Origin of the sequence: Pseudomonas costantinii (assembly GCF_001870435.1) — a bacterium.
GTDB lineage: Bacteria > Pseudomonadota > Gammaproteobacteria > Pseudomonadales > Pseudomonadaceae > Aquipseudomonas > Aquipseudomonas costantinii.
Map to the genome: position 1 here is coordinate 18,204 of NZ_MDDR01000023.1, position 17,109 is coordinate 35,312.

At 59.7% G+C, this 17,109-nt stretch carries 13 protein-coding genes; 6 read left to right on the forward strand and 7 right to left on the reverse strand.

Features of this window, described 5'->3' with window-relative positions; translation table 11 throughout:
* Nucleotides 1–37: 37 nt before the first annotated feature.
* Entirely contained in the window at nt 38–919 is an 882-nt protein-coding gene (locus BFL40_RS12225) for a LysR family transcriptional regulator (protein ID WP_071484232.1), read from the reverse strand.
* Nucleotides 920–1,069: 150 nt separating this feature from the next.
* Here BFL40_RS12225 and BFL40_RS12230 point away from each other — a divergent pair, with 150 nt between their 5' ends.
* A complete protein-coding gene (locus BFL40_RS12230; RefSeq protein WP_071484233.1) occupies nt 1,070–2,602 on the forward strand; it encodes an MFS transporter in 1,533 nt (510 codons plus the stop codon).
* A gap of 57 nt (nt 2,603–2,659) precedes the next feature.
* Here the strand turns inward: BFL40_RS12230 and sohB are convergent, their stop codons facing one another.
* Nucleotides 2,660–3,685 carry a protease SohB gene (gene sohB / locus BFL40_RS12235; protein WP_071484234.1) on the reverse strand — a complete coding sequence of 342 codons (1,026 nt, stop codon included), beginning with the start codon at nt 3,683–3,685 and terminating at the stop codon, nt 2,660–2,662.
* A 205-nt stretch (nt 3,686–3,890) separates the two neighbouring features.
* On the opposite strand from sohB, the gene BFL40_RS12240 reads away from it, so the two are divergent.
* Nucleotides 3,891–4,601 carry a histidine phosphatase family protein gene (locus BFL40_RS12240; protein ID WP_071484235.1) on the forward strand — a complete coding sequence of 237 codons (711 nt, stop codon included), beginning with the start codon at nt 3,891–3,893 and terminating at the stop codon, nt 4,599–4,601.
* Between the two features lie 57 nt (nt 4,602–4,658).
* Nucleotides 4,659–4,973, forward strand: a complete 315-nt coding sequence (locus tag BFL40_RS12245) for an SCP2 sterol-binding domain-containing protein (protein WP_048730219.1) — start codon at nt 4,659–4,661, stop codon at nt 4,971–4,973.
* Nucleotides 4,974–5,113: 140 nt separating this feature from the next.
* Here BFL40_RS12245 and BFL40_RS12250 read toward each other — a convergent pair whose 3' ends face one another.
* Nucleotides 5,114–7,747, reverse strand: a complete 2,634-nt coding sequence (locus tag BFL40_RS12250; RefSeq protein ID WP_071484236.1) for an MGH1-like glycoside hydrolase domain-containing protein — start codon at nt 7,745–7,747, stop codon at nt 5,114–5,116.
* A 145-nt stretch (nt 7,748–7,892) separates the two neighbouring features.
* On the reverse strand, nt 7,893–9,302 hold the full coding sequence (locus BFL40_RS12255; RefSeq protein ID WP_071484237.1) for an OprD family outer membrane porin: 1,410 nt from the start codon (nt 9,300–9,302) through the stop codon (nt 7,893–7,895).
* A 287-nt stretch (nt 9,303–9,589) separates the two neighbouring features.
* On the opposite strand from BFL40_RS12255, the gene hglS reads away from it, so the two are divergent.
* Nucleotides 9,590–10,966, forward strand: a complete 1,377-nt coding sequence (hglS, locus tag BFL40_RS12260; protein WP_071484238.1) for a 2-oxoadipate dioxygenase/decarboxylase HglS — start codon at nt 9,590–9,592, stop codon at nt 10,964–10,966.
* A gap of 155 nt (nt 10,967–11,121) precedes the next feature.
* Here hglS and BFL40_RS12265 read toward each other — a convergent pair whose 3' ends face one another.
* Nucleotides 11,122–11,346, reverse strand: coding sequence for a DUF465 domain-containing protein (locus tag BFL40_RS12265; protein WP_071484239.1), 225 nt, complete (start codon nt 11,344–11,346; stop codon nt 11,122–11,124).
* A 175-nt stretch (nt 11,347–11,521) separates the two neighbouring features.
* Between BFL40_RS12265 and tkt the strand changes: the two genes are divergently transcribed.
* Nucleotides 11,522–13,576 (forward strand): transketolase, encoded by a 2,055-nt coding sequence (tkt, locus tag BFL40_RS12270; RefSeq protein WP_071484240.1) that lies wholly within the window; start codon nt 11,522–11,524, stop codon nt 13,574–13,576.
* A 160-nt stretch (nt 13,577–13,736) separates the two neighbouring features.
* On the opposite strand, the gene BFL40_RS12275 is transcribed toward tkt, so the two are convergent.
* Nucleotides 13,737–14,666: a LysR substrate-binding domain-containing protein gene (locus BFL40_RS12275; protein ID WP_074851738.1), complete on the reverse strand. Its 930-nt coding sequence runs from the start codon at nt 14,664–14,666 to the stop codon at nt 13,737–13,739.
* Between the two features lie 287 nt (nt 14,667–14,953).
* Here BFL40_RS12275 and BFL40_RS12280 point away from each other — a divergent pair, with 287 nt between their 5' ends.
* Nucleotides 14,954–16,186, forward strand: coding sequence for an MFS transporter (locus BFL40_RS12280; protein WP_071484242.1), 1,233 nt, complete (start codon nt 14,954–14,956; stop codon nt 16,184–16,186).
* Here the strand turns inward: BFL40_RS12280 and BFL40_RS12285 are convergent.
* Nucleotides 16,130–17,038 (reverse strand): LysR family transcriptional regulator, encoded by a 909-nt coding sequence (locus BFL40_RS12285; protein WP_071484243.1) that lies wholly within the window; start codon nt 17,036–17,038, stop codon nt 16,130–16,132. The two genes, BFL40_RS12280 and BFL40_RS12285, sit on opposite strands and share 57 nt — an antisense overlap.
* Between the last annotated feature and the right edge of the window lie 71 nt (nt 17,039–17,109).

Here is a 17,109-nt window from a genome sequence, read left to right on the forward strand (position 1 = left end):
GCGCGCCCGACGCAGCCTCGCTGGCGCTCGACAGCTGCTACGACGGGACGTTTGGTGCTTGTTTGACCTGTTGAATGTAGCGAACAACCGCCGGCGCTTTTTCGAAGCGCCGGTGGATCAGCGACAGCCACGACGACGCCTCACTGCCCTGAATAGTGCGGTACACCACGCCCGGCAAACTCACATGCCCTACCATCGACGCCGGCACCACCGCCACGCCCTGCCCTAGCGACACCAGCGCCATCACCGCGACCAACCCACCCGGTTGCGGGCCCAGACGCGGCGCATAACCACCTTGGGCTGCGACCTGCAAAGTGCCGCTGATTTGTTCCGGCAGGATAAAGGTCTCGTTTTGCAGGTGCTCGCAGCCGATGGCTTTGAGCCCAAGCAGCCAGGAATCCTGGGGCAGCGCCAACACAAAACCTTCGCTGTCCAGGCGCAGCGCCTCCACCCCATTGGGCAAGGTCATGGGTGAGCGGATATAGCCAATGTCATAACGCCCGTCCGCCACGGCGCCTGGCAGGGTGGCCATCGCGCATTCGCGCACGTTCACGCTGACATCCGGAAACGCTTGGCTGAACGCCTGCATTTGCCGCTGCAACAGCCCGGAGTACACCGCTGACGCCACGTACCCCAGTTCGATATGACCTATCTCGCCACGCCCTGCCCGTTGCGCATTACGCTGGGCGAATTCGAACTGGCGTACGGTGGCCTCCGCTTCGATCAACAAGGCAGCGCCCGCTTCGGTAAGGCTGACCTCGCGTTGCCGGCGGATAAACAAGCGCGTGCCCAGGCTGGCTTCCATGTCCTGGATCTGTCGACTCAACGTGGGCGGTGCAATGCCCAGCTGCTCAGCCGCGCGAGTGAAATTTCGCTGCCGGGCAACGGCCAGAAAGTAGCGGAAATGGCGTATTTCCATCGTTGGATTAGCTCAAAGGTAATGAAGTGCTTGGCAGTGCCTAACAAAGACATCCGAAACCAGGGATAAGCTCGCAGTACCTGAACACTAAAGAGCCCTGGCAATGTACGTCAACCGCCTTTTCCACATTGCCTGCAAGGTAATTCAATCATGAACCGTGTCAGTCCACGCTTGACACTGCTTACTGCTTCCGGCGTTTGCTCGCTGATCGTGCTAGATACCAATATCGTCGCGGTGACCCTGCCGAGCATCGCCCGCGACCTCGGGGCGGACTTCGCCGATATCGAGTGGGTGGTCAGCGCTTACATGCTCGCCTTTGCCGCGCTGCTATTGCCGGCCGGCAGCATTGCAGACCGTTTTGGCCGCAAAAAAACCCTGATCTGGGGTTTAAGCATCTTCATCCTGGCATCCCTGGGTTGTGGTGCCGCGCCCAACGCGCTGTTCTTGGACATCGCCCGTGCCGTCAAAGGCGTCGGCGCGGCATTGCTGTTGACTTCGGCACTGGCCTCCATCGGCCACGCTTTCCACGATGAAGTGGAGCGCGCCAAAGCCTGGGCGTTCTGGGGCGCGTGCATGGGAGTGGCGATGACCGCCGCGCCAACCCTGGGCGGCTTGATCACCCAGTACCTGGGCTGGCGCTGGATTTTCTACCTTAACCTGCCTGTGGGACTAGGGCTGATGGCGCTGGCATTGCACGCTATTGCGGAATCCCGTGACGCCCAGTCCGCGCGGCTCGACCCTTGGGGCAGCCTGGCATTCAGCGCCTGCCTGCTGTGCCTGATTTGGGGATTGATCGAGGCCAACCGCATCGGCTGGGACAATCCCCTGACCTACGCGCGCCTGATCGGCGGCTCAGTGTTGCTGGGCGTGTTTGTACTCGTCGAGCGCGCGCAACAGCGGCCCATGGTGGATCTGCAACTATTTCGCCATCCGCGCTTTATCGGCGCCCTGCTGGGCATGTTTGCCTACGCCGGTTGCGCCCAGGTGATGATGACGCTGCTGCCGTTCTACCTGCAGAACGGCCTGGGCTTCTCCGCGATTGCTTCGGGCCTGGGCATGTTGCCGTTTGCCTTGACCATGCTGATCTGCCCACGCATCGGCGCACGCCTGGCAGGACGCTTTGCACCCGCCACGATGATGGCGACCGGTCTGATCCTGGTGGGTTGCGGTAACTTGTTGAGCGCCTGGGCGGTGAGTCTCGGCGGCTACCTGCCCTTCGCCCTGGCGATTGCCGTCACCGGCGCGGGTGCGGGCCTACTCAATGGCGATACGCAGAAAAACATCATGGCCTGCGTGCCGCGGGACCGTGCGGGGATGGCGTCAGGCATGAGCACCACCATGCGTTTCAGTGCGATTGTGCTGGCGATCGGCGTGTATGGGGCGTTGCTGAACAGCCATAGCGAACACTTGCTGAGCGCGAGTATCGACGCGCAGTGGCAGACGCATGTAGCGGGTATCGCATCGCGGGTGGTGGCCGGTGATATGTCGGCGGCGATGGGTTTGTTGCCGGAGTCGGCACGGGCTGCGGTGCAACCGCTGGCACGGCAAGCATTTGTCGGTGGGTTCAGCGGGGTGTTGTGGGTGGCGGGACTGCTGGGGTTGCTGGGGGCGTTGGTGGTGGGGATGTTGATGAGGAAGCCGATACCCGTGGTGCAGCAGCCTTCAGTGCTGGCGCGGAACTAATGTGGGAAGGGGCTTGCCCCCTCCCACATGAAGATTACTTACAGACCGAAGCAGGGCTTACCAGAACCGCTGCTGGGTCAAACGGCTCCACCAGGTCAGCAGCACACGGTCCACTGAACCGCTGGCCGCCAGGCCCACTCGCTCTTGCAGGCTTTTACGCTCGGCATAGTGCAGGTGGAACACCTCGGCGGTCTTGGCCTTGGTGGCCAGGTATTCATCGCTGGTTTGCAGTTCATCGACCAGTTGCTTGTCGAGGGCTGCAACTCCCAACCACACTTCGCCAGTCGCCACGTCATCAATTGCCAACTGCGGGCGATAACGCGACACGAAGTTCTTGAAGAGCTGATGGGTGATGTCCAGGTCTTCCTGGAACTTCTCGCGCCCCTTCTCGGTGTTTTCGCCAAACACCGTGAGGGTGCGTTTGTACTCGCCGGCGGTCAACACTTCAAAGTCGATATCGTGCTTTTTCAGCAAGCGGTTGACGTTGGGCAACTGCGCAACCACGCCAATCGAGCCGAGGATGGCGAACGGGGCGCTGATGATCTTCTCACCGATGCACGCCATCATGTAGCCGCCGCTGGCCGCAACCTTATCGATGCACACAGTCAACGGCACACCCGCCTGGCGGATACGCGCCAGTTGCGACGACGCCAGGCCGTAGCTGTGGACCATGCCGCCGCCGCTTTCCAAACGCAGCACCACTTCGTCTTTGGGTGTAGCGAGGCTCAGCAGCGCGGTGATTTCATGGCGCAGGCTCTCGGTGGCCGAGGCCTTGATGTCGCCGTCGAAGTCCAGCACGAAGACCCGAGGCTTGGCCTCAGGTTTCTTCTTGTGGTTTTTCTTTTCGGCTTTGCTTTCGGACTTACGCAGGGCCTTGAGCTGGTCCTTGTCGAGCAGGGTCGACTCCAGGCGCTCACGCAGCCCTTTGTAGAAATCATTCAGTTTGCTGACCTGCAGTTGGCCGGCAGATTTGCGACGACCTTTGCTGCGCAGGGCCGCAAAGCTGATCAATACCACCAGAATAGCGACCACCAGGGTGACGGTCTTCGCCAGGAAACTCGCGTATTCAGCCAGAAAATCCATGTCGCTCCTTATCAAGGACAATTAATGTGATGTGCGCCAGGCGCGGATTGCCCCAGCATACCGACGGCACTCTCTTCGGGCCAGTGCTCAAACCGCCACCAGCGAGCCTCTAACGACCTTTTAAAACAAGCGTATGTTTTTTCATTGACAGCTCGAAGGCATCCTCATAACCTCGCCAGACTTTCAACGTACCGGGAAAACGGACGTGGGCAGCATCTATCTGATTCGACATGGCCAAGCTTCCTTCGGTGCAGACGACTATGACGTCCTGTCGCCCGTCGGTGTGGAACAAGCGCAAGTGCTCGGTCGCCACCTGGCAGACCTGGGCCTGACGTTCGACCGTTGTGTCGCCGGTGACCTGCGTCGCCAACAGCACACCGCCACTGCCGCCTTCGATCAATACAGCACCCTCGGCCTGCCGGTTCCAGCGTTGGAAATCGACAGTGCCTTCAACGAATTCGACGCCGACGCGATCATCCGCGCCCTGCTCCCCGACTTGCTCAGCAGCGAACCCGACGCACTGGAGATCCTGCGCAATGCCGCGCAGAACCGCAGCGAATTCCAGCGCATCTTTGCCCTGATCATCGAACGCTGGTTGGCCGGCACCTATGACCCACCGGGCCTGGAAAGCTGGCTGGGGTTTGTCGAGCGTGTACAAGGTGGCTTGCAGCGCATTCTTGAAGCGGCCGACAACTCGCACAAGATCGCCGTGTTCACTTCCGGCGGCACCATCACCGCCCTGCTCCACCTGATTACCCGAATGCCTGCCGCCCAGGCCTTCGAACTGAACTGGCAAATTGTTAACACCTCGCTCAACCAGCTGAAATTCCGCGGTCGCGAGGTGGCACTGGCTTCCTTCAACAGCCATACCCACTTACAACTGTTGAAGGCGCCGCAGCTCATCACTTTCCGATGAATTGCGGCCAACCGTGACCCCAAGGTCACTGGACTCACCCATAAAAGGATCGAAACCATGACTGACGTAGCTAAAGCCGTAGAAGCAATGAAAGCCAAATTCAACCCAGCCGCCGCCGACGGCCTGGACCTGGTGTTCGGTTTCCGTATCGACGACACCCAGAACTTCTCGCTGGTGGTCAAGAACAACACCTGCGAACTGCTGGAAGGCGAAAACCCGGACGCCCAAGTGACCCTGGTCATGGATGGCGACACCATGAAAGGCATCGTCGACGGCTCCACCGACGGCATGCAGGCGTTCATGGGCGGCAAACTGCGCACCGAAGGCGACATGATGCTGGCTATGAAGCTGAGCGAACTGTTCCCGGCTTGATAACGCTGATTGTGTAATGCACTTTACAACGACAGATCCTGCCGAATGGCGGGATTTGTTGTTTCTGGGGTCGGGGATAAATCCGTTGTTGTGGTTGTGGCGGAACCCTAAGTGGCCATCACCCAAAAAACGGATACCCCCTACCGAGGCTGCAATAACAGCGCCACCAACGCACTCCACCCTGTCTGATGCGAAGCCCCCAACCCACGCCCGGTTTCCCCATGAAAATACTCATGGAACAACACCAAATCGCGACTGGCCGGGTCAGCCTCCAGTTGCGCATACCCCGCCATCGACGGCCGCAGACCGTCTTCATCACGCAGAAACAAACGCGTCAGACGTTGGCTGAGACTGTCGGCAACCTCTTCCAGAGAGGCCAGATAACCACTGCCCGTCGGATACTCCACCGAGAAGTTATCCGCGTAGTACCGATGAAACTCGCGCAGCGATTCGATCAGCATGTAGTTCACCGGCATCCACAACGGCCCGCGCCAATTGGAGTTGCCGCCGTACAACCGCGAGTCTGACTCGCCAGGCTGGTAGCGTGCGCACAAGGTGTTGCCATTCATCTTCAGCGCCAGCGGCTGCTCGGCAAAAGCCTTGGACAATGAGCGCACGCCAAACGCCGACAAAAACTCGCTGTCATCCAACATGCGCCGCAGCAAGTCCTTGGTGCGCTCCCCCCGCAACAACGCCAGCAACAGACGATTGCCCTGCCCCGGTTCGTTCCAGCGCGAGACCAATTTGGCCAGGTCCGGCCGGTGCTTCATGAAACCCAGCAAACGCTCGCGCAAGCCTTCCAGCCCTTCATGCTCACGCTGCTCCAGCACCAGCACTGCAAACAACGGCATCAGGCCGACAATGGAGCGCAAGCGCACCGGTTCGCTCTGGCCGTCGGGGCGGTGCAACACGTCATAGAAGAATTGATCGTGTTCATCCCACAGGCCTTCGGCGCTGTCATCGACGCGGTTGATGGCGCCGGCGATATACAGGAAATGCTCGAAAAACTTCACCGAGATATCAACGTAGACCGCATTGCGCTTGGCCAACTCCAGGCCCATGCGCATCAAGTCCAACGCATAGGCGGCAACCCACGCCGTACCGTCGGCCTGATCCAACTGGTAGCCCGGCGGTAAAGGCGCCGAGCGGTCGAACAAGGCAATATTGTCCAGGCCCAGGAAACCGCCCTGAAACAGGTTGCGGCCCTCGGCGTCCTTGCGGTTGACCCACCAAGAGAAATTAAGCAGCAGCTTGTGGAAAATCCGCTCCAGGAAATCCATATCGCCTACGCCGGTCAACGCTTTGTCCTGCTGATACACCCGCCAACTGGCCCACGCATGCACCGGTGGGTTAGCGTCGTCGAAACGCCATTCATAAGCCGGTAACTGGCCATTGGGGTGCATAAAGCGATCCTTCACCAGCAGCAGCAACTGTTGCTTGGCATACCCCGGATCGATCAGCGCAATCGCCACCGCCTGGAAGCCTTGGTCCCAAGAGGCATACCACGGGTATTCCCAGGTGTCGGGCATGGAGAGAATGTCGAAGTTGGACAGGTGCCGCCAATGGGTATTGCGGATATGCAGGCGCTCGGGCGATGGCGCCGGTTGAGCCGGGTCGCCGTCGAGCCATTGATTGACGTCGAAATAGTACAGCTGCTTGGACCACAACAACCCAGCCAGGGCCTGGCGCTGCACATTGCGCGCGTCGTCATCGGCGATGCCGTGTTGCAAGGCGGCGTAAAAATCATCCGCCTCTTGGCGGCGTTGCTCGAACAGCTTGCGGGCGTTGACCTCGGGCGCAGCGGTGGGGGCAAAACGCAGGTAAAGGGTTTTACTTTCCAGGCCTGCCAGTTCGAGGATAAATCGCGCGGCGACTTTGGTGCCCGCGTCTCGGCGTATCGCTGTTTGAACGCCATCCACCACGTAATCGTTGACGCCATCCTTGAACGGCCCCGACGCCGCTAGCCCATCCAACCGAGGAAAATTGCTCTCGTTTTCGCAGAACAACCACTCCACCCCGTCCTGGCCCCAGACGCTCAGATGGCGATCGGGCAATTCATGATGACGGGCCAGCACCTGCTCACCGTCCAGCGTCAGCTGCGGCTTGGGCGCATCGAAGGTCCAGCTCCAATCATTACGTGCCCACAACTGGGGCAATACCTGCAAGCGCGTCGGCTGGTCCGAACGGTTATGCACGGTGACCCTCATGAAGATATCGTCGGGTTGATGCTTGGCGTATTCGACGCTGATATCGCAGTAGCGATTGTCTTCAAACACCCCGGTATCGAGCACCTCGTACTCGGCATCTTCCAGCCCACGACGGGCATTCTCGGTGATCAGGTCAGCATAGGGAAAGGCGGCATGCGGGTATTTATAGAGCATGCGCATATAGGCATGGCTCGGTACGCCATCGACGAAAAAGTAGAGTTCCTTGACGTCCTCACCATGGTTACCCTCGGCGTTGTTCAAGCCGAACAGGCGTTCCTTGATGATGCTGTCGCGCTCGTTCCACAGCGCCAGACCCAGGCACCAGCGTTGCGCCTTGTCACTGAAACCGGCCAGCCCATCCTCGCCCCAACGGTAGGCGCGGCTGCGGGCATGTTCATGGGGGAAGTACGTCCAGGCATCACCGTCTGCGCTGTAGTCTTCGCGCACCGTGCCCCACTGGCGTTCACTCAGGTAAGGGCCCCACTCGCGCCAACGCTCGGCCCCTTGCGTCGCCAGGCGTTGGCCTTCAATCGTTTCAAGGATCTGGGTTACGGGCGTGGCCGGCATTGAGTCCTCCATCACTGACACAGTGAGGGGCAGTGTAGAACCCATCCGCGCCCGGATGCACATGAAGTCTCATCCATCCGCCCAAAAAAAGAGGCCGCCAATTAGGCGACCTCCGTTTTGCGGCGCTGCAAAAGTGCGGGCGTTCTTAGAAGATCGCGTAGGTATAGTTGAAGATCAGGCGAGTTTGATCCTGGTCCGGCGTTCCAGTGTTATGCCCCTTGTAAGTACCGGTACGGAAGGTGGTACCGAAGCCTTTCAGCGGACCTTCTTGCACGACGTAATCCAGACGGAAGTCGGTTTCGTTTTCTTTCTGATCAGGGCCGCCGGCTACTTTGGACTTGATCCCGGTACCGTCCAGGTAAGCCACGGACGCTTTCAGGCCAGGCACGAAGGCCTTGAAGTCATACGAGTACTGACCAAAATTGACCTGCTCGCCCGCGCGGGAGAACTGGCCAACCACCGCGTCGGTGAACAGGTAGAAGTCGCTGCCGCCTGCGCCTTGTTGGTTCGGATCCGCCAGGCTGCCCTGGTTGACCCAAACGAAGCCGCCGTCATCGCTCACACCGATGTGGCCGAGCATCAAGCTACTGCCGCCCAACTGGTAGGTGAAAGCGGCACTGTAGGTTTTGTTATCCACTTCGCCGGCGTGCTTGGCATAGCCGCCGTTGTTATTGAAGGCGTAGCCGGCCGAACCGTTTTTGCCATCGCTGCTGCTGTCGAAGTAGCGCAGGTCAGTCTTGAACGATTGGTCATTGCCCAGCGGCAGCACATGAACCAGGCCGAAGTAGTTCTGTTTGTAGAAGTCTTCCAGGTTGGCGTAGTAGTACTGCAACGTCAGGTTTTTAGCGATGGCGTTGTCGGAAGAACCAAACGGTTTGTAGTCAACACCGCCAAACTTGAAGCTGTCGCTGTCACGCGTGCCGCCAGCAACGCTCAAGCCTGTGGCGTTGCTCGAAGCACGACCTTCAGCCCTGTTCAGCTCACCGCCGGTGAAGGTCACGTTAGGAATGTCGCTGGACGTGAGGATGCCGCCGTCAAAGGTCTGCGGTGCAACACGGCTGTCGTTGGAAACCAGAATAGGCAGCACTGGGGCCAAACCACCACCGACGTGCAACTCAGTCTGGGAAATACGGAACTTCACGTTACCGGCAGCACGACCAAAGGAGTCAGCCGGCTCGGTGCCGTTATTTTTGGTCGGGAAGAAGCTGTTGCCGTTACCCGCCAGGCCTGGGCCTGCTGTGTGGCCATCGCCACCGTCCAGACGCAAGGCGCCGAAGGCCATTACGTCAAAACCGACACCAACGGTGCCTTGGGTGAAGCCGGATTTGTAGTCGAAACGCAGCAATGTCGCGGCTTCGCGCAGATCGTTGTTGGTCCCCGAGCGGTTATCCGCACTGTAGTACATGGTTCGCGAGCTGATAGCTGCATGACTGTCTTCCAGGAAGCCGCTGTGCCCCGTACCGGTACCCAGAGAGCCGAGCCCAAAGTCATCGGCGCACGCCTGCTGTGCAAGCAAGGCGGCGGTGATGGATAACGCCAGTGTAGAAATTTTCATTAACGACGGCCCCTAAACATATTTTTATGTGCGTTGTGTGCAGAACAGCTTTCATCCGTACAAACGTGACGATTGTTTCATGGGGGCCTTGGCGCTCATCGTGAAGAATTAGTTAGGAAAGTCCTTGAAAAATGAAATTTCTCTGCCGCCGTTTTTTGTCATATTTTCATCATTTCATTCATTTGCAGAATGAAGTCCTGAGGATTCTTCGTTTGCACGGCAGCGCCCAGCCCAACAAAATCCAGATAACGGCCACGTCCCTCTCCACAGTGTTCAGGAATTTTTCTATGCCAACCGCCGCACATGTCAGCCCCGACGACATCCGCAAAGGCTTTTCCAAGGCCATGTCCGACATGTACCGAGATGAAGTTCCACTGTATGGCGCATTGATGGAGTTGGTGGCCGACACGAATGCGCGGGTTTTGGACAGCAACCCGCACCTGGCCCAGCACCTGCAGCGCACCGGTGAAATCCAGCGCCTGGACATGGAACGCCACGGCGCCATCCGCCTGGGCACTGCTGCGGAACTGGCGACCATCGGCCGCTTGTTTGCAGTAATGGGCATGCAGCCCGTGGGCTATTACGACCTGACCCCGGCCGGTGTGCCGGTACACTCCACCGCCTTTCGCGCGGTGCATGAGCGCTCGTTGCAAACCAGCCCGTTCCGCGTATTCACGTCGCTGTTGCGCCTGGAACTGATCGAAAACCTCGAACTGCGTACCTTCGCCGAAAGTGCCTTGGCCAAGCGTTCAATCTTCACCCCTGGCGCCCTGGCGCTGATTGAGCAGTCGGAACAGCACGGCGGCCTCAATGCCGATGACGCCGGTGAATTTATTCGCCAGGCCCTGGAAACCTTCCGCTGGCACCACACCGCCACGGTCACCGGCGCGCAGTACCAGCAATTGAGCGACCAGCATCGCCTGATCGCCGACGTGGTGGCCTTCAAGGGCCCGCACATCAACCACCTGACGCCCCGCACCCTGGATATCGACCAAGTGCAGGCCGCCATGCCCGGCAAAGGCATCACCCCCAAAGCCGTGATCGAAGGACCGCCCCGCCGCCACTGCCCGATCCTGCTGCGCCAGACCAGCTTCAAGGCCCTCGACGAACCCATCGCCTTCACTGACGCCCAAGGCAGCCATAGCGCGCGCTTCGGTGAAATCGAACAACGCGGTGTCGCGCTGACGCCCAAAGGCCGAGCCTTGTACGACCAACTGCTGAACGCCGCGCGCGATGAACTGGGCGCTTTCCCGAATGAGGGCAACGCCGGGCGCTATGTGGACTTAATGGAACAGCACTTCCAGGCATTCCCCGACAACCATGCTCAGATGCGTGAACAGGGCTTGGCGTACTTCCGCTATTTCGCCACCGAGAAAGGTTTGGCGGGACGCGGCCAAGCCAATCAGCCGCGCACCCTGGAGGCATTGATTGCGGCCGGCCACGTGGATGTGGAGCCGTTGGTGTATGAGGATTTTCTGCCAGTCAGTGCGGCGGGGATCTTTCAGTCAAACCTGGGGGATGCGGCGCAGAGTCACTACGCGGCCAACGCCAACCAGGCTGAGTTTGAGAAGGCACTGGGCCGTCAGACGATTGATGAATTGAAGTTATATGGCGAAACGCAGCAACGCTCTATGAATGAATGCACTCAAGCGCTGCTGGCATGATTTGAGGTGCCCGCCCGGCTCACCAGCACAATCCTTGCGCCGCAACAGTCCCCAGAGCCGGGTGGACGAAGGGCATCATAGGCAGTGGTACCGATGATGTCTTTCAGACAATTCTGAACAAATCTGCACATCCCACTGTAAGAACGAGTTCTCGTTTAACCCAGCTGCTCCACAACCTTGTCTTTGATCAACAGCCGCTTCTTCTTCAGCTTCTCCACATCCTCATCGCTGGCACTGGCTGACTCCGCCTTGAGCACCTCGCCGTCGGCAGCGTCATATTGAGCCAGCAGCGAGTCCAGCCGTTTATCGCCCGCCCTGCGTTTGTGAACGTCTTCCTTGCTCAACCCCAAATCCTGATACAGGTCGTGTTTCACTGGCATGGAATACCTCCGCAAGTTGATCAATGGTCTACACCGTTGAAACTAGCCCATTCCACAGGGTCTTGTCATGTTTGAGGTCAATGCATCTCCGTTCGTCGCAACGCAGTCGAAGGGATCAAACCTTTGCCATGCTCTGCCCTCCACTGTAGATCGCCACCCGAGGGAGACCGGTTTCATGAATCACGCCGCCACCGCTGTCGACACCCAATGCATCAACACCGTTCGCACACTGGCCATGGACGCCGTGCAGAAGGCCAACTCCGGCCACCCGGGCACACCCATGGGCCTGGCACCGGTGGGGTATACCCTGTGGAGTCGCTTCCTGCGTTACCACCCGGAACATCCTGATTGGCCCAACCGTGATCGGTTTGTGTTGTCGGTCGGGCATGCGTCGATGCTGCTGTATTCGCTGCTGCACCTGGCCGGCGTGGTGGAGATTGATGCCCATGGCAAGCGCTCCGGCCTGCCGGCGATCAGCCTGGACGATATCAAACAGTTCCGGCAAATGGGTTCCAAGACCCCCGGCCATCCCGAATACCGCATGACCACCGGCGTGGAAACCACCACCGGCCCTCTCGGCCAAGGCTGCGCCAACAGTGTCGGCATGGCCATGGCCGAGCGCTGGCTGGGTGAACGTTTCAACCGCACCGGCAAGGTGCTGTTCGACTACAACGTCTACACCCTGTGCGGTGACGGCGACATGATGGAAGGCATCAGCAGCGAAGCAGCGTCGCTCGCCGGGCATTTGAAGCTGGATAACCTGTGTTGGATCTACGACAACAACACCATCAGCATCGAGGGCCACACCGAGCTGGCGTTCAGTGAAGATGTCATCAAGCGCTTCCAGGCCTATGGCTGGCACACCTTGCACGTCACCGACGCCAATGACTTACAGGCGTTGAGCGCGGCGCTGGAGACCTTCAAGTCCACGACCGGCGCGCCGACGCTGATTGTGGTCGACAGCGTGATCGGCTACGGCTCACCCCATAAACACAACACCTCCGCCGCCCATGGCGAGCCGTTGGGCGAAGAAGAAATTCGCCTGACCAAGGCCGCTTATGGCTGGCCGCAAGATTCCAGCTTCCTGGTGCCCGATGCCGCACGCACGGTATTGCGTGATGCGCTGTACGAACGCGCCGAGCCGTTGTACACACAATGGAACCAGACCCTCTCCAGCCTTGAGCCGCAACTGGCCGATGAACTACGGCGGATGCGCGCCGGGGAGATGCCGGAGCAGTGGCAGGCAGGCCTCCCCAGTTTTAACGCAGACGCCAAGGGCATCGCCAGCCGCGCCTCGGGTGGCGAAGTGCTTAACGCCTTCGCCCAACACATTCCCTGGCTGCTGGGCGGCTCGGCAGACTTGTCGCCCTCGACCAAAACCAACCTGACCTTCGACGGCGCCGGGCGCTTCAGTGCCGACGACTACAGTGGGCGCAACCTGCATTTTGGTATTCGCGAGCACGCCATGGGCGCGATTGCCAATGGCATGGCGCTGTCCTACCTGCGGCCGTATACCTCGACGTTCCTGGTGTTCAGCGACTATATGAAACCACCGATCCGCCTCGCGGCGATCATGGAGTTGCCGGTGGTGTTCGTGTTTACCCATGACTCAATTGGCGTGGGTGAAGATGGGCCGACGCACCAGCCGATCGAGCACCTCGCTCAACTGCGCGCGACGCCAGGTTTGCTGACCCTTCGGCCGGGTGATGCCAACGAAACCCTGGAGCTGTGGAAGGTTGCACTGGCGCAAACCCATCGGCCGAGTTGCCTGGTGTTGTCACGCCAGGCGCTGCCGACGCTGGATCGCACCCACTATGCTGCTGCATCCGGTGCGGCCAAAGGGGCTTATGTGTTGGCGGGCGCTGCTGATCCCAAAGTACTTTTATTGGCAACGGGCAGTGAGGTCAGCCTTGCAGTGGCAGCCTATGAGCAACTGAAGGCTGATGGGGTTGCTGCACAAGTCGTCTCGATGCCCAGTTGGGAGCTGTTTGAAGACCAGGACCAGGCCTACCGCGACAGCGTGTTGCCGCCGGCGGTAAAGGCACGGGTTGTGGTGGAACAGGCAGGGCCCTTGGGTTGGGACCGGTATGTCGGGCAAACCGGGGCCAAGGTGGTGATGAACAGCTTTGGCGCATCGGCGCCATTGCCCAAGTTGCAGGAGAAGTTTGGGTTTACCGTTGAGCATGTGGTGAAGCGGGCGAAGGAGCAGATCCAACTGACTGAACACTGATCACGCCTGTGGGAACTGGCTTGCCTGCGATTGCCATAAGCATCTACACAACGCTTAGGGCTTGGGCTCTATGGTTGTCGCAGGCCTGTTGAGTACATATCCTTTATTTGGGTCACGGACCCCATATCAGCCATCACCGATATAGCGCATATACACACAATCAAACCGCCGCAGTAGAAGGCTCCAACTGCCGTTGAGCCAACCAGATCTCCTCCTGCAACCACTGCCCAAACACCTGCAACTGCGGCATATCCGTCTGCTCCGGCCGAGTCACCAACCAATACGACTGATGCCCCTCCACATGCACGTTCAACACCTGCGTCAACTGCCCACTTGCCAGTTCCGCCGCGACCATATGCCAATCCGCAATGGTAATCCCCAGCCCATCCGTCGCCGCCCGAATCGCCAGGTCCAGCAAGTCAAACTCATACCCACCTTGCGTATCCACCCCATGAATTCGCGCCGCATCCAGCCAATGCTTCCACGTCAGGTAGCGCTGATCCTCACTAGCCAGCACATGCAGCAACGTCATGCGATTCAGGTCCACACCATCACTGCACTCACGCGCATATAACGAAGGCGCGCACACCGCGATATGCCGTTCCTGAATCAACAACGAACTGTCCAGCCCATCCCACTCACCATTGCCAAAACGAATGGCACAGTCCAGCGTACTGGTCTGCGCCAGGCTGTCCTGCAAGCACGTGGTGATGCTCAATTCCAACTCCGGATGCGCCTCGCGCAAACGCCCCAGGCGTGGCATCAGCCAGCGGCTGGTAAAGGTCGGCGGTGCGTTGACGTGCAAACGGTTGGAGTGGGTTTTCTGCTGGATGCTGCGCACCGTCAGTTCGATCTTGTCGAAGGACTGGTTCAACGCCCGCAGCAACACACGCCCGGCGCTGGTGAGTTCCAGGTAGTGGTGGCGTCGCTCCAACAGGTTCTCCCCCAGTTGTTCTTCCAACTGCCGTACCTGGCGACTGACCGCACTTTGGGTCACGTTCAATAGCTCCGCAGCCCGGGTAAAGCTGCCGGTGCTGCCGGCGACTTCGAAGGCTTTGAGGGCATTGAGACCGGGCATTTTGCGTTTCATGGAGGGCACTCGACAGCGGTGGACTAGGAAGTGGCATCCCACGACGACGCAGGAGAATTCGCACACAACATACCTTTTTGTATTGGGCCAGGGGTAGCACCCTCTGCGAAGGAAGAAAGACTCGACCGAAATTGACAATGTCGCTTTTCGCCCAATGACGTCGCTGACGAATAAATAGCGCGCGTAATACGCATGCACACTAAGACAATTAAGCATTGGTCGGTATCTCGTTACAAAAGTTAGTCTCCACACCAACTAACTCTCCTCATTCAACCCGGAACTTTGCCATGTCGAACACAGCTGTTTCATCGCGGCGAAGTATTGGCCTGCTCGCACTTGTTTTTACCGCGTGCAACGCCACCACCCACGGCTTCAGTATTTTTCTGTATTCCGCATTATTGCCGCAGATTCGCCTGATGTTTGAGCTGAGTTACAGCCAGGCCGCACTGATTGCCGCGCTGTTGCAGCTGTTCTACATGGGGGCCTCGATTGCCAGCGGCATTGCGGCGGCGTGGGTCAGCCCGCGCAATATGGTGCGCCTGACCATGGTCTTGAGCCCCGTGCTGCTGGCGCTGGCCGTCGCCACGCCCTGGGTGTTGCCATTTGCCCTGTGCCTGGCGCTGGTGTCGGCGTGTGCGGTGTCGAACTGGAATGCGATTGCGGCATTGGCGCGAGAGGTCATCCCCGCCACCCACCGCAGCCGGGTATTGGGGTTGGCGTCCTCAGGGGCGGCCTTTGCGATTTGCTTGAATGGGCTGCTGATCGCGCTGTTGCAAGGCCTGTCCTTGCGGCAGTTCTGGCTGATCTGCGCGGGTTTGACACTGCTGGTCACGCTGCTGACGCTTTGGGCGCTGGCCCCACACGCCGAGCAGGCGCCCCGCTCCAGCAACCCGCCGGCATTCAGCCAAGTCCTGACGCAGTGGCTGCGCCTGTGCCTGGAACAGCCGGTGGCATTGCAGATTGTCTTGCTCAGCGGGTTTATCGGCGCGATCAGTGGGCCGTTTCTGAATTTTCTGTCGGCGTTTGTCAGCGATCGCCTGCACGCCGGCGCGGCGGTGACCGGTTCGATGTGGACGCTGATCGGCATCGGCGGGGTCATCGGCGGCCTGTTGCTGGGCACACTGGCGGATCGCTGGGGAGCGTTGCGGGTCATGGCGCTGAGCATCGGCGCGTTCGGCCTGGCCATGCTCGGCCTGCTGTGGCACCCCAGCCTGTTGCTGAGCTGGTTGGCTGCGGGGTTATTCGCGCTGTTCTATTTCCCGTCGTGGGGCCTGATGGCGGCCTACCTCAGCGCGCGCCTCAACCCGGTGCAAAGCCTGCAAGTGGTGAGCCTGAGTATGGTCAGCTATGGCCTGGCCAGCGCCACGGCCAATGGGATGTGTGGTTGGCTGCTGCAAGCCAGCGGTGAGTTTGCGGTGGTACATGCCTGGATCGCCGCCTGGGTGTTCGCCAGCCTTTTATTGCTAAAGCGCATGGCTCATCGACAGGCCCTGGAGCCGCTGACTGTGCAGATACCCTGAGCGTCCCAGCTGGCGTTGCAAAATTTCGACCAGTGCCTCCACCTCCGGCACCTGGCAACCGGCTGAGCGCCAGAACATCAAGCGGGCCGGTGCAATCGGTGGAAAGCCTTGGTGCTCATCCAGTATCTGCCAGCCCTGCGGCACCAACCGTCGCGCCATGACCCCCACCGACAACCCCTGCTCAATCGCAATCGCGATGCCTCGCGGGCTCTGGCTGGTGTAAACCACCTGCCAGGAGCGCCCGGCCTGGGCCAGCGCCTGCACGGCGTTGGCGCGGAACGCACACCCTTCGGCGTACACCGCCAACGGCACCGACTGGCGCCCCACACCGCTCCAGCTCGGCGCCGCCACCCACACTAATGGCTCATCGCACAGGAACTCACCCGGCTGCAGGCCCGCATGCTCCACCCCCAACACCAGGTCCAGCTCGCCCCGGTGCAAACGGCCGACCAGCGCGGTGGACATTTCACAACACACATCCGGGCGCACCTGGGCAAACTGCGCCTGGAAGTCCTTGAGCATCCCGCCCAGGCAGTATTCGGCGTAATCCTCAGGCATCCCCAAGTGAATACACACCTGCTCATTCGGTAATTGCGCGGCAGTGACCGCTTCGCTGTGCAGTTTGAGGATTTGCCGGGCGTAGATCAGAAAGGTTTCCCCACCGGGAGTCAGGCCGATGGAGCGGCTGGTGCGGCGTATCAGCGGCGCCCCGACAATCTCTTCCAGCCGCTGCAAACTCTGGCTGACGGTGGATTGGGTTTTATGCAGGCGCTCGGCCGCAGCCGAAAACCCCTGGCACTCGATAATTGCCACAAACACTTTAAGTAAGCTGCCATCCAGTTCGCCTGACATAACTATCGCCCCTGCCGATGGATTCGATCACAACTTGTAATTTCCACTTCAAACCGGTTTACGCAACTATC